The sequence below is a fragment of the Enterococcus sp. 3C7_DIV0644 genome, assembly GCF_002141235.1.
Classification (GTDB): Bacteria; Bacillota; Bacilli; order Lactobacillales; family Enterococcaceae; genus Enterococcus_D; species Enterococcus_D entomosocium.
Genome location: NZ_NGLK01000001.1, coordinates 1,678,177 through 1,697,233, shown reverse-complemented (window position 1 = coordinate 1,697,233; position 19,057 = coordinate 1,678,177). Strand labels below are relative to the sequence as shown.

The window sequence follows — 19,057 nt, the reverse complement described above, 5'->3', positions numbered from 1 at the left end:
TAATGAAGGAGGAGTTTTATGACAAAAAGTTATTTTCCAGAAGGATTTCTATGGGGCGGTGCGATTGCAGCCAATCAAGCAGAAGGGGCATGGAATGTTGACGGCAAAGGCATGTCGGTTGCAGATGTAGCACTATACAAGCCTGACGTTTCTGTAGAAGACTATAAGAAGCAGTGGCATGTCGATGAACAAGCCATTGCTGAAGCGATTGCCGAAAAAGGAACCGGTAATTATGCAAAACGTCGGGGCATTGATTTTTATCACCGATATAAAGAAGATATCGCACTGTTTAAAGAAATGGGCTTTAAGGTACTGCGAGTGTCGATCGCATGGACGCGGATTTTTCCTCGGGGCGACGAAGCAAAACCAAATCAAGTAGGATTAGCATACTATCGAGACCTTTTAACTGAGCTGAAAGAGAATGGTATTGAACCATTAGTGACGCTTTCTCACTATGAAATGCCGCTGCATCTAGTCACCGATCTGGGGAGAATATCCGAAATGGCTTTTGCGAGAATGGCAGGAAAAAGGCATTGAAGTGGCGATGGAAAACTGGGATTTGGCAACGATCAAGGAATACACAGTGGATTTTCTTTCCTTCAGTTATTACATGTCCCTAGTAGTTTCAAAAGATGCCGAACAGCGAGAAAAAGTCAGCGGCAATATTGCGACAGGGGTAAAAAATCCCTACTTGCCGATGACAGAATGGGGCTGGCAAATTGACCCAGTCGGACTCCGAATCTCATTGCTCTCCTTATATGATCGCTATCGAATCCCTTTGTTTATTGTAGAAAACGGCATAGGCGCAGCAGATGAAATCGATGAGAAGGGAGAAATCAATGATCAATACCGCATTGATTATTTCAAAGCCCACTTTGAACAAATCAATTTAGCCCTAAAAGAAGGCGTTGACCTGATGGGTTATACCTCATGGGGCTGCATTGATATCGTCAGTGCCTCGACGTCGCAAATGAGTAAACGCTATGGTTTTATCTATGTTGATGCTGACGATGAAGGAAATGGCACCTACGATCGGAAGAAAAAGAAATCCTTTGATTGGTATAAAAAGGTGATTGCGTCAAATGGGAGTGATTTGGCATAGGGTGTTAAGACGAATTTCGCAGGCTAGAAACCTTGCTTTCCCTGTTGGTCTAAGCAATCTGTATTTATTAATTTGGTTTTGAAATTAAAGATAAAATCGGATAGTATTTCCACTTGGAATGTTTGTAAAAGGAGAGTACAGAGCAGTTTTTCTCGGTATTCTCCTGCTTTTTTGAGACAAGCTTATGCCATGCACTCATTTTCTAAGAGTGAGTAAAAAAGTAAACCAAGCCCATTATTGTTGTATATGCAACAATAATGGGCTATTATAGTGCTAGATAGGGAGGGGATAGTTCGTGGAGGATATCCTTCGTGAGATAGGATCAATCAGTAGAATGTTGGAATCAATTGCTAATATTGAATTTAAAGAGGTTCAACTCAGTAAAGGGCAATACATTTACTTAGTTCGTATATTTGAAAATGAAGGAATTATTCCTGAACGTTTAGCCGAACGGATCAAAGTTGATCGCACGACTTTGTCCCGGGCGGTAAAAAAATTAGAGGAAAATGGCTTCATTCTAAAAGAGTCAGACAAAGAAAATAAAAAAATCAAACACTTATACACAACCGCCAAAGGGAAACAAGCGGTTCAATTAATCATAAGAGAAAATAACTATTCAAATAAAGTAGCGATTCAACAGTTATCTGCTTTAGAAAGAAAAAATCTTGCGGAAATGCTGGCAAAAATAAAATCTTCGGTAGAAGTTGATTGGGTCAACGTCAAGAATGGGATCAAAAGAGACTATTGAACGAATAACGCAACTGGGGAGATTGGATCTGATTGAATGTACATTCATGCTACCTAGGGTAGGAAGCACAGGTAGCTGATATTTTGTTAAAAAGGATATAGCTCGGCTGGCTGCTGAAAAAACAGAGAGCCTGAAAAATAAAGGACATGAATTTGTTCAAATAAACTAAGTAGGAGTGTAGAGAAAGTGAAGAAAATAATGATCGATCAAGAATTTTGGGCGCTATTTCCAGAAGCCCAAATCAACTGCCTTGTTGTAAAAAATATAAACAATGTTGCGGATGTTTCACAAGAGACGTTTTTTACTAACTTGCTAAAAAGTAGTAAAGAGCAAGCAAAGCGCTACTTAACGACCGACACCTTCAGTGAAAACCAGGTGATCCAAGATTGGCGAAGTGCTTTTCAGCAATTTAAAACGAAAAAAGGGGTACGCTCTTCCATCGAAGCACTGTTGAAACGGGTGAATCAAGACAGAGAATTTTCTCCCATCAATCCTTTAGTAGATATTTATAATAGTATTTCCTTGAAATATGGTGTCCCTTTAGGCGGAGAAGACCTCGATACAATCGTTGGCGACCTTCATTTAGGCGTTGCAAAAGGTGGCGAATCTTTCTTTCCCTTAGGTGCAGATACTGATTCCCCAGCCTTGGAAAAGGAAGTCATTTACTATGATGAGAAAGGTGCAATCTGTCGATGCTTAAATTGGCGGGAAGCCCAACGTACGATGCTAACAGAAGAGACCACCAATGCTGTTTTATTCATTGAATCGATCAATGAAACGCAACGGGCTCGGGCGAATGAAGCAATCAAAGAGTTAAGTCAGTTGGTTCAAGAGTATTTTAAAGTAGCAGGTAATGATTATGTGCTAAGTAAAGAAAGTCCTGAAATCATTTTGTAAGGGCGAGCTTCTTGTCTATAGGATAAGGATGTACACGTACTTTTTCTCGATTTTGCATACCATTCTCTCATTTTGATTGATCGGTCATCGTGAAAATCTTGACCCAAATATTCGGATGTGCAATAATTAGGTGGAATTTAAATAATGACATTAGATTTGTTCGCCGGAATAAATCTTATTGAAGTCAGAAAAACTAACCTTAGGCTTTTATGGTTAGTTTGTCTGACTTCTTTTTTGTTTTAGGAGGTATAGGCAGATGTTAAAAGAACAATTGAAAGAAAAAGGAAAGAGCCCTAACCAGTCGGGACTTTCCAGTAAAGAAGCAGAAATGAAGCTAGAGAAATATGGGTTTAATTCCATAGAAAGCACAGACGAGAAGCATTTTTATGACTATTTGAAAGAGTCGATGAAGGATATTACCATCTTGATTTTAATCGTTGCAACGCTCTTATCTAGTTACGTTGCATTTCAAAACCATCCTGATGATTTTACGGAACCAATAGTCATCTTTTCAATTGTCATTCTTAATCTATATTTGTCGATTCGACAGCAAAAACATGCGGAAAAATCAATGAGTGAATTAAATAAAATGAGTGTTCCCGTGAGTAAAGTATTCAGAGATGGGGTGTTAAAAGAGATTGAAAGTTTGAACATTGTTCCTGGTGATATTGTTCAGTTGGCATTAGGGGACCGTATTCCAGCAGATGCTAAGCTTTTAACGAGTAGTAATTTCTTTGTTGATGAGTCGTTTCTAACTGGTGAAAGTGAACCAAGTGAAAAAGATCCCACCTATATTTCTTCTAAAGAAGATTCTTTAGGGGACAGAAAAGACTTGGTTTTTTCTGGCTCATTAGTAGTCACAGGAAAAGCAAACGTTCGAGTTGAAAAGACAGGAATGAATACGGAAATTGGTAAAATATCGAGCTTATTAAGCAAGGAAGAAACAACCATAGCACCTCTACAAATAAAAATGCAAAAACTGGGGAAAGTTCTAGGCCTAATCGCTATTCTCTCTGGCTTTCTAGCGATTGCTATAGGAATCAGCAAAGGATTGTCTTTAGAGACCAGTATCATGACTGCAATATCAATGGCTGTTGCTGCTATTCCAGAGGTTTTGCCAGTCGTAGTAACAATCTCTCTAGCTGTTGGGATGAGGAATATGGCACTGAAGAAAACCATCGTTAGGACTCCTTCAACAGTAGAAACCGTTGGGGGTGTTTCAATCATCTGCTCAGATAAAACTGGAACAATTACCGAAAATAAGATGATCGTGAAAGAAGTTATTATGATGAAGGATAGACTGACTTCCTGCTTAGAAATAACAGAAGAGAAGGAAAAAAATCTCTTGTTTCTCTTCTATCTTGCTAGTTCGATGGAAGAAAATGCAACAGTAACCAGTAATCCAACAGAGTTGGCGATCAGAAAAAAACTGGCATCGCTCTTCACTAAAGAGGAACTAGGTAAAGTCGCTTCAACCTTTGAACAGATTCATGAAGTTCCCTTTGATTCAAAACGAAAAAGGATGACTGTCTTATATAAAGTAAACGACCAATATGTTTCTGTCACAAAAGGGGCTTTTGATCGCTTGGATCTCATTGATGCGAACAACCCTGCCTACTTGAACAAGCATGATGAGTTGGCCAATCAAGCATACCGTGTTTTGGGCGTTGCTTATAAAAGATACGATGAAAAACCTACACGTCTTACTGAAGAAATTCTTGAAAGTCAGTTAGAGTTTGCAGGATTTGTTGGGATTATCGACCCAGCTCGGCCCGAAAGCTATACGGCTGTTTCTATTGCAAAACAAGCAGGGATTCAAACCGTAATGATCACAGGGGACCACTTACTAACAGCAAAAAAAATCGCAGAAGATGTAGGAATTCTCACCGATGGGAAAAAAGCAATGACCGGCGCGGATTTACATGAAATGAGCGATGAAAAATTAGCCCATGTGATTGATGACTATCGAGTCTTTGCCCGTACTTCCCCAGAAGATAAAATTCGAATCGTAAAAGCATTTCAAAAAAATGATGAGATTGTCGCTATGACTGGCGATGGTGTCAATGATGCACCTGCATTAAAAGCAGCTGATGTAGGGATCGCAATGGGAGGTGGCACAGAAGTAGCAAAGGAAGCTTCTGATATGGTTTTAGTAGACGATAATTTTGCGACGATTGTTCAGGCGGTTGAAGAAGGACGACGGGTATACAGCAATATCAGAAAATCATTATACGCGATGCTTGGTTGCAATATTTCTGCACTGACGATCGTTTTAATTTCCTTGCTCGTTGGGTGGGGAGCACCTGTTACAGCGGTTCAATTGTTAATCATAAAAGTAGTTGCAGATGGAATCCCAGGAATGAGTCTTAGCATTGAACCAGTCGATAAAAAAGCAATGATGGAAGCCCCGATCGCTAAATACACGAGCATTTTTGCGCAAGGATTATTGGTAAAAATTGTAGAAATCTCAATTGTTTTTACAGGCGTCACATTAGGCGCGATTCTAATTGGACGTCTAGAATCGATAGAGGTTTCGCAGACAATGACATTTATTGTATTGGGATTATCAACTATTGTGCATATGTTTAATTGTAGAAGTAAAGAATCTATTCTGAAGCTGCGTTTTTTGAGCAATCCGTTGTTAGTAATGACAACCTTCATAGGTGCATTGATCATTATCTTGTTAGTAACGATTCCATTCATGCAAACTATTTTTGGCTTTGTTTCTCTTCGTGCAGTTGACTGGCTATGGGTAATCGGCTTATCCATTTTTCCTTTAGTGTATATTGAAGTGAAAAAATACTTTGGTTTCTTCTAATAAGAATGATAAATAGAAAATCCTCTGTTAACAAATTTTCTTGAGAAATGAGGGAGGGCAAAAACTGGGAAGTTTTTGCGTCTCCTTTAATTATTTACAGACGCTTATGATTTCTGGTTTGATATTATTTAGAAGATATCAGAATGCATAGCAACTATTGTTGAAAGGAAGGAATCGGTAGTATGTTTCAGGAAAATCACCAGAAGTAGCTAAAAAAATCCCCTCTATTCTACTCTCTTTTTCAAGAATTCCTGTTAAATGGTAGGTTTTATGTCAAAATGAAAGGTAGAAATCGATGAGGAGTTGTTGAAATGAAGGAAACAATATTAGCAATGAAGCTGAAAGAATATAGAGAAAAAAACAAGCTAACACAAAGTATGCTAGCAGAATTATTAGAAGTAAGTGACAAGACAATCTCAAAATGGGAGTTAGGTGCTACGTACCCTAGCAAAAAAAATATGATCAAAATAGCCGAAGAATTGGATATCTCATTAGAAACATTACTTTTGGAAGAAACTAAGAAAGACAATGATGATTTAAAAGTAAGTATCAAGTATGGGGTGATTAGTTTTTGCTTGCTCTTTTTTGTCACGATGATCGTTACTTCGTTCAATCAAGACTTCAGCACGATTATGAATCTTTCTATTCAAGAAAAATTTGGTGTACTTTTAAACACTGCTTTAAAATTATTGAGCATCTCGGTGCCGCCAGCGATCATCATTGGCTCCGTGTTTTATTTTTATATCTTCCCTAAAAATAAAAAAGAGAACGAACCATTTCCTCGGTTTCGACAGAAATGGTAGATTAGAGTATAGGAATCAAGTCATGGACAGAAAAACGCATTTTAGATAAAAAGAATGCTCAGTCTGGCTAGTGTGAAAAGCGCATAAATTTTATAAGAAGGGGAGAACAGGGTGGGATTCTTTGGTAAAAAGAAAGAAGTCAGAAATTTAACGAAGGAAGAAGAAGCAGAGATCAAAGAAGAAATGGCACGACAAATTCTTTCGAAAAACGAAAATGATATTGGCATGGTCAAGAAAATTAAAGTCCTGACAAACATGCGTACAGGACAAGCGAAAGACCTATTCCTGAAATTTAGGGATGAGTTAACCGAGAATTAATCGGATAGGGAATCAGATAGCGATTGCCCTTCAAGAAGGCGATATTTTGCTTATTATGTTTCTTTCAAAATTGAGATGAATAGAAAGGGAGAATAGATATGAAGAAAAAAAACTCTGAAAAATGGTATTTTTGGGTACTTGTTGTCATAATGGTTGTTGTCTTTTTCTATCTTACTAAGTAAAGAGAATGAATTTTCTTGAAAATAAACACTTACTAAGAATGACTATTTTTTAAGTTATGAATGGATGATGATTTTATGAAAAACGAATATGGATTTACCTTGATTTCAGTTTTAACTATGTTATCCATTAGATTATTATATTGATGAATGAAGCATCCAGAGACCCATTGTTTTCTGAATGCTTTTTTCATCTACAAATCATTCTTTGAGAATCCGGCTGTTGCGAAAAATCAGTGATAGTGTATTAGAATATATGATGAATTCTGTTGAAGGGTGCGTTCATTAAATGGCTCGGGCGATTAATTCCCTGTAGGGTTTCCATTAAAAGGACCACTTACAACGACTTTTCCCAACATATGGCCACTTTCGACATCTCTCGTTGCGCGCTTCAAATTTGCCGCGTTGATTCCATCCGAATAGACTTTGCTTAAGGTTGTTTTTAGTGTCCCTTCATTTGCTAAATCAGCAATCACTTTTAGCGCTTGTCCTTGTGTCTCGATTTGATAGTCGTGGTCTGTTTTAGCGAACATATACTCCCAATCAAAGCTAACAGAAAGGTTTTTCCATACACTTAAATCAAGGGGCTCGTGAAGGCCAACGATCGTGCCCACATGACCATAAGGTTTTACCAAATGGCTGATTTGATCAAAGTATTGGGTGATGTCAAACAAGACAGCGATATAGTCAACATTCGGAACGCCTAATTCTCGAAAGCTGTCCCTTAGGTCGTGATGGTAGTCTAAAGGGTGGTCAACCCCGGTTTTTTGAAGCCAGTCAAAATTTTTTGAACTAGCGGTAGCATACACTTCTAGACCTGCCCAATGAGCCAACTGATTCAGTATCGATCCGACGCCACCCGCACCATTGATGACGAGAATACTTTTCCCTTGATTGGCGTTTTCTTTAGGAATCAAGCCGAATTTTTCAAACAGCAATTCATAAGCGGTTAATGCAGTCAATGGGAATGCAGCAGCCTCTTCATCTGTTAAATTTTTAGGGGCTAGGGCAACGATCCGTTCATCGACTGCTTGATATTCTTGATTGCTTCCTGATCGAGTGGTGGTTCCTGCATAAAAGACCCGATCACCAACAGTAAATTTCATGACATCTTTTCCGACAGCGACCACTTCTCCGACCGCATCAAAACCTAAGATACGCAGGGCATTTCGCTTGCGAGTCGTTTGCCGTAATTTGGTGTCGACTGGATTGACCGAAACGGCTTTGATTTTTACTAATAAATCACGAGGGCCTGGAACAGGGATTCCTTCTTTTTGGTCAATAAAACTATGCGTAGATTCAATTGGCAGGCCTTCGAAAAAGCCTATTACATTCATCGTTTTCTGTTCTGACATCTTCATTCCTCCTTTTCTGGATAGAAAATCGCATTAGTTCTTTTACGTATTGCCCTCCCTTTGGATCAAGACCGGTTAGTTTGCTTTCGCAGGATTTTTTCCGATAAAAATGCGGAACAGACTGTAAGGCTTCTCTCTCAGGTCTTCTCCTTTGTGAAAACTAGCCTGCCGTTGCAGCTGGTTGGCGTTAAAATATAAGTATTGATCTGGTCCAATAGATAAAGTATCTGGCCATAAAATACGCGGATCGTGAGCCAAAGTCTCCATAGTACCATCCGTGTGAATCACACGAATGCTGTTGTTTTCATAGTCGCCAGCATAGATCGTTCCATCTTCTGCCGTAATCATGCCATCAGAGGCGCCTTTTTCGCCCCAATCTTTAACATGTGCTTCTAATGCGTGATCATCAATTTCTTTGTTGAAAATTTTATCGGTTTCAATTGAGTATAAATGTCGACTGGATAAAGGACTAAAAAACAAGGTTTTTCCGTCGGGAGAAATCGCTAGGCCGTCAGCTGCCACTTGCCAATGCGAAGTTGTTCCATCAGCCGAGCGATTTAACAAAATCTCGCCTTCAACTTTAGGAATAAAGGCTGGATCAACCGCGGTGGAGGGCGTGCCATCTAAAATACGGAATGCATCGCCAGTACCTAAATCGAGTACGATCAACGCACCAGGACCGGTAATAGAAGAATCGGTTATATAGGCTACCCCTTCAGAACCGCGGCGTAAATCAATTCGAACATCATTCAAATACGTAGAGTCTAGGACGACATCCGGTGAAAAAGTATAGACTTTGCGAATTTGATTAGTACTTAAATCCACAGCAACCAGTTTTGCCCCACCCTTAACAGGAACGGTGAATTTGGGTGCAGCGGTATCCAATACCCACAAAGTACCAGCACCATCAGCAACGATACTTTGTACACTTAGAAATCCGTTTTCCGGTTTTTGAGGATCAAATGTATTCGCTTCTTGGCTAGGATAAGGAATTAATTTGCCGTCTACTCGTTCAACGACTGTCGCGGTTACTTGGTCTCCCCATTCAGGAAAATTAATAAAGATTCTCCCGGTTTCCGATAAGCTAACACCGGTAGGCATCGCATCATAAAATTCATGGACTTGTTCTAGTTTGCCAAAATAGTTTTCTTTTGCAGCATTCATTACGTATCTTCCTCTCTGAGCTTTCCCTATTTCACTTCGACTTCAAAGTTCACAACACCACGAGCTAGGACATGTCCAAAGGTATTAAAAATGAAAAAAGCTGGGGTAGAATCCTCAGGAATTTCAACTTTCTCAATAGCCAATGCCCAAACCGTTAAGAAGTAGTGATGAACACCATGACCTTTGGGCGGCGCAGCACCAATATATTTTTTCATGCGGGCATCATTTGGTAATTGAACGGCTCCCGGTGGCAGCTTTGCGTTATCGCTACTGCCGGCTCCTTGTGATAATTCCTCTACAGAAGCGGGGATATTCATGACTGCCCAATGCCAAAATCCTGATCCAGTTGGTGCATCAGGGTCGTATAAGGTAACCGCATAGCTTTTCGTATTGCTTGGTGCACCGGTCCAGTGAAGCTCTGGTGAAATATCTTGTCCATCCTCAATCCCAAAATCACCAGACATAAATTTTTTATCCATAAGTTTCCCGTCAACAATGTCCTTACTGGTCACGTGAAACGCTGGCACGTCTTGTAATCCTAAAAATGGATCGTTCATACTATCTCCTCCTTGAAACGTGTTTTTGTAACAAGGATAGCGTAATCCTCGGTCAATGAAATGTAAATTAGGGAATTTTTTTATACCACAATTAGAGGTGAACGAGTGTAAACTGACTTAAGAAGCCTGCTTGCCAGTCTTTATCCGATTTCAAATGGACTTGACCGTAATCAACTAGCCAACCATGAAAGTTTTGAGCTTGTTCATTGGTAAATGTATCTGGTAATTCGATCATATTTTGAAGGGTGAGGTAAGTAAGCGGCTCATTTAGGCCTAAGCGACTAAAAATTCGTTGTGCGTATTTATCAGCGATAAACACGACCTTATTAAACACAAAAACCATTAGTACATCTGCCGTTTCATAGCCAACACCATAGATAGCTAGCAACTCTTTTCGTAACTCAGCCTGTTCTTTTTTCTGTAGAATACCGATATCATAGTTGTAGCGCTGAAACCAAGAAAAGATTTCTTTTATCGCGCGGGATTTATTTTTGTAGAAACCACTGGGCCGAATCAGATCCTGAAGAAGGAACTGATCAATTTCTGCCAATCTTTTCGGAGAAAATCCAATCTCTCTTCTGATGTTTGCTAAGGAATAGGCCACATTTTTCCAATTGGTATTTTGAACCAAAATTGATCCGACAACGATTTCCCATGGATTTTCTGTATCCCACCACGTTGAATGTTCCATTGATGTGCTTAATGCTTCATATAATTCTTCAATATTTTCAATCTTTTTCACGTTAAAAACCTCATTTTTACTAGCAGTCGCGATCAATTGCAAGTTAAACATTCTTCTTCAAGTAATCCCGCGTTTTTGTGATTAAAATCTTCGCCCCAGCGATACAATAATTCAATGATCTCTTTTAAAGAGTAGCCATAATCGGTCATTCCATACACAACCTGTAATGGTTTTTCCTGAACGACCTTACGATAGATCAATCCATCCTTTTCTAAATCTTTCAACTGCAAAGAGACCATTCTTCTAGTGATGCCAGGAATCAGCTTTTGTAGTTCGTTATAGCGAAGTGACCCATCAAACATCAAATGATATAAGATAACGCTTTTCCAACGACCTGAAATCATTTGTAAAGTCGATTCGACCGCGCAGCCATGTTCGCAATTGTATATTTTTCTTGTCATCTTCCGTTGTCTCCTTTTCCGTATGTCTGAGAGTATCATAAGGATTTACTTACTATTTGTAAAACAATTCATCTCCTAATCGTAAGAAGGCAATAAGAAATAGACGTATAAAAAAATTCCCTAATGTACAACTCTTTCTTTTGAATCTATAGTACACGAGTAAGCAAATTTATTACCTTTACAGTTATCTCAAGTAATCCTAATAAACAACTTGCAAAAAACATTTAGGAGAGATTTATTATGAATAAGAACGGTGCAGACTTGATTGTAGATACATTGATTAAAAATGGTGTGGAATATGTCTTTCAATTGCCAGGCGGCAAGTTGGGTCCGTTATTAATGGCTTTGAAAAAACGTGAAGAGATTAAAGTTGTTACGGTAAGACATGAACAAAATGCTGGTTTCATGGCACAAGGAATTGGGCGCATGACTGGTAAACCTGGTGTAGTGATGACTACGTCAGGACCGGGGGCTTTGAATTTGGTCACGCCCTTAGCTACGGCGACTTCTGATGGTGACCCGGTATTGGCTATTGCCGGACAAGTTCCACAAGCGAAGTTAGTAACACCGTATCCTCAAAATCCTAATATTTCTGGCGTAATGAATGATTCAACGATTACTAAATATGCCAAGGAAATTCAGCATACCGATGCCCTTGCGGATGAAGTAGCGAATGCGTATGTCTCAAGTATCAATGGCAATCCCGGGGCCGTTTTTATGGATATTCCAGGTAATATTCTGTTAGCTGAGACCACTAAATCTGGTTTGGCTTTTTCGACCTTAGTGAATCAATTGGACAATACGATTAGTGACGAAGCTGCCATTCTTAGTGCAGTTGAGAAAATCAAAGCGGCAAAACGCCCAGTTATTATCGTTGGTGCTCGGGCAGCCGATGATAATGCGGCGGCTGCCATTCAAGGGTTCGTTAAAAAAACGGGAATTCCGGTCGTGGAGACGTTCGAAGCTACAGGTCTATTGACGCATGAGTTTTCCCAAAACTATGTGGGTCGAGTGGGGCTGTTTAATAACCTGCCTGGGGATGAACTGGTTTTTAACAGTGATTTAGTGATTACATTGGGATTAAATTTGGTTGAATACTGGGCTTCTGTTTGGAATACCGATAACAAGCGCATTATTGATATTGATACTGTAGTGGATCATTTAGATGAAACTTATCTCCCTGACACCATCCTCTTAGGCAATATCGCAAAAAATCTAAAAAATATTACCAATAGCATAACGGAACAAGCCATTACGGATGAGTGGAAAATGGTGGTTCATGACTTGCAAGAAAAATTGACAGCGAAGAAAAAAGTACCCAGCCAAACACCTGAGGATGCACTACATCCATTGGAAATTGTTGACTCTTTGCAAAAAATAATCGAGGCTCATCCAAATACGACCGTTGTTATGGATGGAGGAAGTCATGAAGTGTGGCTGGGTTCGTACCTAAATGTGTATCGGCCAAAACATTTCTTAATGTCTGATGGGGAACAAACCTTAGGCGTCGGTCTTCCTTGGGCGATTTCAGCAGCACTGTTACGTCCAGAGGAAAAGATTTTGTCTTCAGGTGGGGATGGCAGCTTTATGTTTTCCTCACAAGAATTAGCTACAGTAGCCCATTACAATTTGAATATTGTGCAAGTAATCTGGGTGGATAAAGAATACAACATGGTTGAATTCCAACAAGAACTAGACTATAACGGACAAAAAGAAGGGGTCGATATCGATTATATTGGGTATAAAGAAATGGCTGAAAGCTACGGTATTAAAGCAGTTCGTGTACGTTCCAAAGAAGCTTTAGATGCTGCGCTGAAGGAAGCGTACGCTACGAGTGAACCAAGAGTGATTGAAATGATCGAAGACAATCATGAGAATATTCATTTACGAGATAAAGAACCGTTTAAAAAGTACTGAGTCTTTCTACTATGGGCCACAAAACATGTGTTAGAAAAGAATGGCAATGCACCTTTACTACGTTAAAGAAAAGAAAGTTCTTTTTACAATAAAAACAGTGCCTGACTAAAAATATGAAGTGGAATTTTTAGAGAATCCAGGACAGAAGTCTTTAATAAAATGCCGTTGGTAAGGACGATGATTCGTTTGCTGCTAGCGGTATTTTTGTTAGCATCTCCTCTGATTTTTTCGGAGAAAAGGTCTGCCAATTCGGCACTGTCTTAAAAAAGCACATCGATACTCTAAATACGGTGGATAGCGGTGATTTGGATACGTGTTTCTAGTCTTCATAGAGGCAGATTTCAAGTAAGTCGAATGAAGGAAATTAAGCACTTCCTATGTTGTTTGATGGAAGAATTATTAGTGAGGAGACTCCTTTTTCCAGCTAAGGAATGACTTCTATAGGATGGTTTCCTTGTTAATTGTTGTAAGTATAATGTGTAAAAATATTTTAAGTTTCTTTTTTTAATGATTGATATGTATAATAAGATGGTAAAGCAATAAAGTGTATGCTGAAAAGAGGTCTCTTATGAAAAAATTTGCACTCGGCGTTTTTTGTTTCAGTCTTTTTATCACGGTCGTTGGCTTTTTTTTACAAACGATTTTGATTCCTATTCAAGATTTTGACACAATAAGCCAAGAAGAGCTTAAGAATATCCAACTTGATCTTGCTATTAATTATCCATTAGGAACTGGTATGCTCTATGTCGGACTTCCTTTGTTAGTATGCTCGAGTGGTTATTTGGTTTATTGTTATTTTAGAGATAGGAAGAACTGAAAGAAGAGTAAAACTATCTGGAGTATAAAGCTTTCGTTCATTAGGAGGGATAAGTTGAAAAGAGGGTTATTTTTATTGTTTTATGTCCTATGGAAGGGGCTAGCAATACGTGGCATTCCTTCTTTTTATGCAAGATATTTGATGAGTTATAATCATTTCGGAGTAAAACTATTGTTCGTTTTACTTGGTATCCTTCTTTTCCGTAACTATTTAGTAGAGAGTTATAAAAAGATAAATAAAATTGCGCTAATAAAAATCGGTCTCATCGTACCTACTAGTATTATCCTCACTATCGGTTTAATTAATATTCTTTTATTTCGTGATCTCAATGCGTTGATTTTTGTTTATCTCTCCGATCAAAGAACCCTTCCATTTGTATTCGATGTACTTTTGCTAGCACCTGTTTTCGAGGAAATGCTTTATCGCTATACACTGATTTATGTTGGAGAAAAACGATGGTTGAGAATCATCACTGCTGTCGGAAGCCTCTTGCTTTTTACTGAAAGTCATATCGTAAATGTGAACGGGAATCTTTTTGCTCTTTTTCCCTACTTTGTCATAGGGTTTTATTTGACGATCACCTATTTACGTAGGGGAAATATTTGGGAATCCATTTTTGCACATAGCTTCTATAATTTCGTTGTGATGGCAGCAGCTATCTTGATCTAAAGATTTCTTCTTAATGTTTCCTCTTAATAGTAGAAGAATTGGGGGCAATTTATCTATTATGTACGTATAGAATCTCTAAAACATATTTGGTGAAAGTACATTTGAGAGGTCAGAGAAGCGTCTTAGGCATGTTGTTTTGTACAGTTCTTATCTACGAATGTCTGTCCTTCGTCATTTTTTAGATCATCATTTAGGTTCCACTGCTAAATATGAAAAGCAACTCCTTGTTCAAAGATGACTCACTGGCCCTATTTCCAAGAACATTGTCATACTGACAAAGAAAAGTGACGACATACAATTCAGTAAGAACTAATACAAGTCCGCTTCCTTTTGCAATGTGAGCGGACTTGTATTGGTTTTCTTCAATAAAAACCTATTAACTTTCAGTATCTAACATCCGCTCCATAAACCATTCCACTTGTTGGGGGGCATCGTGGTCAAAGAATGCGGACTCTTTTTTATCTAAAGCGGCTATTTTTTCAATGTCTTCTTGGGAAAGCTCAAAGTCAAAAATAGCAATGTTTTCAGCCATCCGTTCTGGACGAACTGTTTTTGCTAAAGCGACAATCCCTCTTTGCATCAACCAGCGAAGAACAACTTGACCAACCGTTTTGCCATATTGCTTGCCAATTTCTGCTAATGTCGGATTGGTAAATAGGTCATGGCGTCCTTCTGCAAAGGGAGCCCAAGCTTCAACTTGGACGTCATATTTTTCATGCCATTCCTGATCTTCCGCTCGTTGATTCCAAGGGTTCACTTCGATTTGATTGATTTGAGGTTTCGCCTCATTCAAGCCGACAAACTCGATCATCTTAGCTGATTTGAAATTTGAAACGCCAATTGCACGTAATTTTCCTGTTTTTTGAGCAGCAACCATTGAGCGCCAAGCACCATAAATATCTCCATATGGTTGGTGAATAAGGTAGAGATCAAGATAAGTTAATCCCATTGTTTCAAGCGAATGTTCAATCGTTTCTTTCGCTTTATCTTCGGAAGCTTGGAGAATAAATAATTTAGAGGTAACAAAAAGTTCTTCTCGAGTGACTAGACCTTCAGTGATGGCGCGCTTGATTCCCTCGCCTGTTTCTGTTTCATTTCCATAAATAGAAGCAGTGTCGATCAGTCGATACCCAGCTTTGATTGCTTGGTAAACAGCTTCTGCTGTTTCTTCCAAAGGTATTTGATAAACGCCAAATCCTAGTTGCGGCATGGTGACACCATTATTGAGTGTGATTGTTTGCATAATGTTTCCTCCTCTAATTTTCATTGCATGTTCTATCCTAAACCTTGGAGTTAAGTCCATAGCAAGTGAAAGATGTTACTTTTTTCGTTCCCATAATTTTTCCACTTTATCAGGGGTCATATTTCCTGCTTTAAATTTTGCGATATGCTCATCATACGTTTCTATCTTATAAATAAGTAGGTCTCTTACTTCCTGCATTGCTGCTAACTTTTTCTCTAATTCTTCGAGTTGATCGGCTAAAATCTGTTTCTGAGCTGTTTCGACGTTTTGACTTTCACGTACTTGTGCCAATTGAGCAAATTCAATTAGCGATTCGATCGACAATCCTGCATTTCGTAAATGTTTTGCTAAATAGATCCAGTTTAGATCATTTGTTGTGTACACCCGATAGCCACTCTCATTGCGTTGGACAGGTGGAATCACACCGACTCGTTCATAATAGCGCAATGTGTCTACGCTCAAATCAAACATTTCCGCTGCTTTTTTTATATTCATCGTTGGTTCTCCTTATCTTTTCTATAAGTAATCATAAACCCTGAAGTGGACTCTAGGGCAAGTGGTTTAAAATCGTTTATTGAAAAGAATATATTTTGTTCGTTATGGCGACTATTCGGGAAGAAAAAGCTACAAGCATTTTTATTTCAACAGAATGATTTGAGAAATCATCAGTATTGAAAGCTCCTTTCTTAGTGTGTTTCAAAGCAAGTCATACTCTCTTAGAATTGATTGTTTCGTTATCTATTTGAGCGAGGCAGTTTTTATCCATAGATTTTAAATAAATCCATCTCATGTTATGATGATGTTGAAAATTCTTAACTTGGATCAATGAAACAGCGATTCTTGTTATGAAAAACGAAAATAAGCTGATGAGAGTGTGACTATCCATGAATATAAAAGAAGTAAGTAGTATGAATCAAAAGTTAGAGCAACAATTAATTGAAGTATGGGAGAGTTCTGTTAAGGCGACGCACACCTTTTTGTCAGAGACCGAAATCCAAGCCATTAAGCAATACATTCCAGAGGCATTGCATCATGTGCCACATTTGATTATCGTAGAAAGTGAAAATGGAGAGCCAGCTGGCTTCATGGGGATCTCGGATCGAAATCTTGAAATGCTTTTTATAGCAAATGAACAAAGAGGCAAGGGACTAGGAAGAAAACTCTTGGCATACGGGATGGAAAACTATTCTGTAAATGAACTGGGAGTAAATGAACAGAATCCTCAGGCGAAAGGATTTTATGAGCATATGGGATTTGAGGTATACAAAAGAAGCGAGTTAGACGAACAAGGAAACCCTTATCCAATTCTTTATATGAAGAAAGTTGATAACAAGTAGCTGTTAAAAATTATTTGCGTTTGCGGGAAATATGTAAGAAGGAGTCGAGACATATATAGCTAGTCACGACCCCTTCTTTGATTGCTATTATCCTTATTAATAAGTAAAGTAAGGATCAAATGATTTTCTCTTAACTAGCTTTCTCTTCTTTTTTTATCTCTTCTTTTTTCTGATTTGAAAATGGTGTATCAGTCTCTTCAGGTAAGATGATTGGTGGATGATGGGAATGCTGATTACTTCCACACATGGTGATGATTTGTTCTTTTGAAGCTTCAGAGATTACTTTCATTGTATACCTCTCCTTTCTTTTATATTTCCAGATGACATAAGGTAGGCCTATATCATCTAAATTCATGATTTATTTAACTGAATTAGCTCATCAAATGAACCTAGAAATTCCTGATTTGTTGAGTGAGTAACGACAATGATTATTTTATCTGTAAGTGAGCAGATTAAGTCACTGATAATCATCTCGTTTATACTGTCTAGACCAGATGTTGGTTCGTCAAAAAGAATAACATCGGAATCTTTAAAGATTGCCCGAGCAATCTCAAGCCGTCTAAGCTCGCCGCCAGAAAGAAAGTTTATCCATGTATTATCTTGCGTATCGGTTAAATCATTGTTATCAAAGCGATCATCTAATCCACTTCGTTTTAAAACATCAACGATTTTTTCAAGTTCGTATTCACTAAAAATAGAAACGTTGTAAGCAATACTCGTCTGGAAGATAGCAGTTTTTTGTTGGACAAGTGCAACTTTCTCATAAAGGGAGTCTCTAGATAGCTGATTCATCTCTTGCTGGTCAACCAATACTTGATGATCGTCGATAGGGTAAATTCCCGCTAAAATATTCAATAGTGTCGACTTCCCGCTACCGCTTGCGCCAGTGATAGCATATTTTTTTCCACGCTCAAATGTTTGAGTAAAACCATTAAAAATCAAACGATTTCCATGATGGAAATGCAGATTTTCAATCGATAAAGTATTTATTGGTTCTGCAAGTTCAAGTGAGCGATTGGGCTCATCATCATCGGTACCATCAATGAAAGCTATAAGATCGTCCGCGACCTTCTTGCTCGCTAAAATATCTGTAACTGAAGTACTGAAATACTCTAACGGACCGGCAATCGTACTCATTAGTGTAGTCATCGCAATAAGATCGGGAATGGTGATTATTTTGGCAGCAACAAAGAAACCACCAACGATCCATGTCCCTGAATAGGCAAGATCCCCAAGTCCAAAAGAAATTGCATAAGTCAGTCCTTGTAAGGTTTCAAAAGTGATACTTTCCTTTTTTAATCGTTCACTACTGTTAGTAAAAATTTTCGTATATGTTGGAAAACCTTTGCCGACACGTAAGGTCAGGTATCCTGAGAGAAGTTGGTCAAATAAACTAAGTGTACGATCTTGCTCCAGAACAACGGACTTGCGACGATCACTAAGGATTCGCTTAGCGAAATAAGGGGCTAGCAAAGGACTAAAAGCTAAGAGCAGCATAATCAATGAAAAAGAAGTGTTTAATTTTAGTGTGAATAAAAGAGAGAATAGAAAGGTAAAAATGCTTAAAATCAGTCCAAATCCGGGCTTTAAAAATTCTAATTCAACGACTTTCATTTCATTTGCCAACTTTGAGAGATACTCGTTTTTCTCATTTTTAAGAAATAGTACCGGATTCATTCGAACGATTTTCTGCGAGAGACTCTCTCTCAGTTGATTCATTATTGATTGAACTAAGACGGATTTACTTCTTCTTGGAATAAAATCGCTCATCGTGTTCAATAAGATGTAAAAGAAGGCGAATATACCAATAAATAAAAGTCTTTTTACATCTCCTGACATAGCAACCTCGGTGATTTGTCTATACACCAAAGCAACCCCAACTTGAATGAGCGCTGCCATTGCGCATAAAATCACATGCAAAAAGAAAAGTGGTTGGTTTCTTTTTAATATTTTTTTCATTCTCTCCCTCCTATGTAAAAACTATATCACA

Annotated in this window: 18 protein-coding genes and 1 pseudogene; 10 read left to right on the top strand and 9 right to left on the bottom strand. The window is 38.5% G+C overall.

All coding sequences use genetic code 11. The features are described from left to right. Positions 1-18: 18 nt before the first annotated feature. The 6 genes and pseudogenes from A5877_RS08005 (at position 19) to A5877_RS07980 (ending at position 6,686) form a co-directional block, all read left to right on the top strand. A pseudogene (locus A5877_RS08005) lies at positions 19-1,102 on the top strand (glycoside hydrolase family 1 protein). Between the two features lie 295 nt (positions 1,103-1,397). Then, complete coding sequence (locus A5877_RS08000) at positions 1,398-1,850, top strand: MarR family winged helix-turn-helix transcriptional regulator (protein WP_008380304.1); 453 nt, start codon at positions 1,398-1,400, stop codon at positions 1,848-1,850. 198 nt (positions 1,851-2,048) lie between these two features. Next, positions 2,049-2,747 carry a B3/4 domain-containing protein gene (locus A5877_RS07995; RefSeq protein WP_035006931.1) on the top strand — a complete coding sequence of 233 codons (699 nt, stop codon included), beginning with the start codon at positions 2,049-2,051 and terminating at the stop codon, positions 2,745-2,747. Between the two features lie 256 nt (positions 2,748-3,003). Continuing rightward, positions 3,004-5,565, top strand: a complete 2,562-nt coding sequence (locus A5877_RS07990) for a cation-translocating P-type ATPase (RefSeq protein ID WP_005233166.1) — start codon at positions 3,004-3,006, stop codon at positions 5,563-5,565. A gap of 311 nt (positions 5,566-5,876) precedes the next feature. Continuing rightward, complete coding sequence (locus A5877_RS07985; protein ID WP_005233169.1) at positions 5,877-6,368, top strand: helix-turn-helix domain-containing protein; 492 nt, start codon at positions 5,877-5,879, stop codon at positions 6,366-6,368. A 111-nt stretch (positions 6,369-6,479) separates the two neighbouring features. Next, positions 6,480-6,686 (top strand): hypothetical protein, encoded by a 207-nt coding sequence (locus A5877_RS07980; RefSeq protein WP_005233172.1) that lies wholly within the window; start codon positions 6,480-6,482, stop codon positions 6,684-6,686. Between the two features lie 481 nt (positions 6,687-7,167). Here A5877_RS07980 and A5877_RS07975 read toward each other — a convergent pair whose 3' ends face one another. The 5 genes from A5877_RS07975 to A5877_RS07955 form a co-directional block, all read right to left on the bottom strand. After that, entirely contained in the window at positions 7,168-8,220 is a 1,053-nt protein-coding gene (locus A5877_RS07975; RefSeq protein WP_008380297.1) for a zinc-binding alcohol dehydrogenase family protein, read from the bottom strand. Between the two features lie 75 nt (positions 8,221-8,295). Continuing rightward, on the bottom strand, positions 8,296-9,384 hold the full coding sequence (locus tag A5877_RS07970; RefSeq protein WP_005233176.1) for an L-dopachrome tautomerase-related protein: 1,089 nt from the start codon (positions 9,382-9,384) through the stop codon (positions 8,296-8,298). A gap of 26 nt (positions 9,385-9,410) precedes the next feature. Then, positions 9,411-9,941, bottom strand: coding sequence for a YbhB/YbcL family Raf kinase inhibitor-like protein (locus tag A5877_RS07965; protein WP_005233187.1), 531 nt, complete (start codon positions 9,939-9,941; stop codon positions 9,411-9,413). 91 nt (positions 9,942-10,032) lie between these two features. Then, positions 10,033-10,734, bottom strand: coding sequence for an endonuclease III domain-containing protein (locus A5877_RS07960; protein ID WP_005233189.1), 702 nt, complete (start codon positions 10,732-10,734; stop codon positions 10,033-10,035). After that, complete coding sequence (locus A5877_RS07955; protein WP_008380292.1) at positions 10,716-11,084, bottom strand: helix-turn-helix domain-containing protein; 369 nt, start codon at positions 11,082-11,084, stop codon at positions 10,716-10,718. The genes A5877_RS07960 and A5877_RS07955 overlap by 19 nt, the downstream gene beginning before the upstream one ends. A 240-nt stretch (positions 11,085-11,324) precedes the next feature. Here A5877_RS07955 and alsS point away from each other — a divergent pair, with 240 nt between their 5' ends. From alsS to A5877_RS07940, 3 genes are all read left to right on the top strand, one after another. Then, positions 11,325-13,001 (top strand): acetolactate synthase AlsS, encoded by a 1,677-nt coding sequence (alsS, locus tag A5877_RS07950; RefSeq protein ID WP_008380291.1) that lies wholly within the window; start codon positions 11,325-11,327, stop codon positions 12,999-13,001. Between the two features lie 568 nt (positions 13,002-13,569). Continuing rightward, positions 13,570-13,818 carry a hypothetical protein gene (locus A5877_RS07945; protein WP_008380289.1) on the top strand — a complete coding sequence of 83 codons (249 nt, stop codon included), beginning with the start codon at positions 13,570-13,572 and terminating at the stop codon, positions 13,816-13,818. A gap of 54 nt (positions 13,819-13,872) precedes the next feature. Beyond that, complete coding sequence (locus A5877_RS07940; RefSeq protein ID WP_008380288.1) at positions 13,873-14,487, top strand: CPBP family intramembrane glutamic endopeptidase; 615 nt, start codon at positions 13,873-13,875, stop codon at positions 14,485-14,487. Positions 14,488-14,863: 376 nt separating this feature from the next. Here A5877_RS07940 and A5877_RS07935 read toward each other — a convergent pair whose 3' ends face one another. Then, positions 14,864-15,730: an aldo/keto reductase gene (locus A5877_RS07935; RefSeq protein WP_008380285.1), complete on the bottom strand. Its 867-nt coding sequence runs from the start codon at positions 15,728-15,730 to the stop codon at positions 14,864-14,866. A 75-nt stretch (positions 15,731-15,805) separates the two neighbouring features. After that, the gene (locus A5877_RS07930) at positions 15,806-16,225 is read right to left on the bottom strand and encodes a MerR family transcriptional regulator (protein WP_005233209.1); all 420 of its coding nucleotides are present in this window, start codon (positions 16,223-16,225) and stop codon (positions 15,806-15,808) included. Between the two features lie 389 nt (positions 16,226-16,614). Between A5877_RS07930 and A5877_RS07925 the strand changes: the two genes are divergently transcribed. Then, on the top strand, positions 16,615-17,067 hold the full coding sequence (locus A5877_RS07925) for a GNAT family N-acetyltransferase (protein ID WP_005230546.1): 453 nt from the start codon (positions 16,615-16,617) through the stop codon (positions 17,065-17,067). 130 nt (positions 17,068-17,197) lie between these two features. Here the strand turns inward: A5877_RS07925 and A5877_RS07920 are convergent, their stop codons facing one another. Both A5877_RS07920 and A5877_RS07915 read right to left on the bottom strand, forming a co-directional pair. Further along, positions 17,198-17,356, bottom strand: a complete 159-nt coding sequence (locus tag A5877_RS07920; protein WP_008380281.1) for a hypothetical protein — start codon at positions 17,354-17,356, stop codon at positions 17,198-17,200. 62 nt (positions 17,357-17,418) lie between these two features. After that, positions 17,419-19,026, bottom strand: a complete 1,608-nt coding sequence (locus tag A5877_RS07915) for an ABC transporter ATP-binding protein (RefSeq protein WP_005233211.1) — start codon at positions 19,024-19,026, stop codon at positions 17,419-17,421. Positions 19,027-19,057: the final 31 nt, after the last annotated feature.

Coding starts and splice junctions, on each gene's coding strand:
- A5877_RS07995 (WP_035006931.1), top strand. CDS start 2,049: ATGATCGATCAAGAATTTTGGGCGCTATTTCCAGAAGCCCAAATCAAC.
- A5877_RS07990 (WP_005233166.1), top strand. CDS start 3,004: ATGTTAAAAGAACAATTGAAAGAAAAAGGAAAGAGCCCTAACCAGTCG.
- A5877_RS07985 (WP_005233169.1), top strand. CDS start 5,877: ATGAAGGAAACAATATTAGCAATGAAGCTGAAAGAATATAGAGAAAAA.
- A5877_RS07975 (WP_008380297.1), bottom strand. CDS start 8,220: ATGTCAGAACAGAAAACGATGAATGTAATAGGCTTTTTCGAAGGCCTG.
- A5877_RS07970 (WP_005233176.1), bottom strand. CDS start 9,384: ATGAATGCTGCAAAAGAAAACTATTTTGGCAAACTAGAACAAGTCCAT.
- A5877_RS07965 (WP_005233187.1), bottom strand. CDS start 9,941: ATGAACGATCCATTTTTAGGATTACAAGACGTGCCAGCGTTTCACGTG.
- A5877_RS07960 (WP_005233189.1), bottom strand. CDS start 10,734: ATGTTTAACTTGCAATTGATCGCGACTGCTAGTAAAAATGAGGTTTTT.
- A5877_RS07955 (WP_008380292.1), bottom strand. CDS start 11,084: ATGACAAGAAAAATATACAATTGCGAACATGGCTGCGCGGTCGAATCG.
- alsS (WP_008380291.1), top strand. CDS start 11,325: ATGAATAAGAACGGTGCAGACTTGATTGTAGATACATTGATTAAAAAT.
- A5877_RS07945 (WP_008380289.1), top strand. CDS start 13,570: ATGAAAAAATTTGCACTCGGCGTTTTTTGTTTCAGTCTTTTTATCACG.
- A5877_RS07935 (WP_008380285.1), bottom strand. CDS start 15,730: ATGCAAACAATCACACTCAATAATGGTGTCACCATGCCGCAACTAGGA.
- A5877_RS07930 (WP_005233209.1), bottom strand. CDS start 16,225: ATGAATATAAAAAAAGCAGCGGAAATGTTTGATTTGAGCGTAGACACA.
- A5877_RS07925 (WP_005230546.1), top strand. CDS start 16,615: ATGAATATAAAAGAAGTAAGTAGTATGAATCAAAAGTTAGAGCAACAA.
- A5877_RS07920 (WP_008380281.1), bottom strand. CDS start 17,356: ATGAAAGTAATCTCTGAAGCTTCAAAAGAACAAATCATCACCATGTGT.
- A5877_RS07915 (WP_005233211.1), bottom strand. CDS start 19,026: ATGAAAAAAATATTAAAAAGAAACCAACCACTTTTCTTTTTGCATGTG.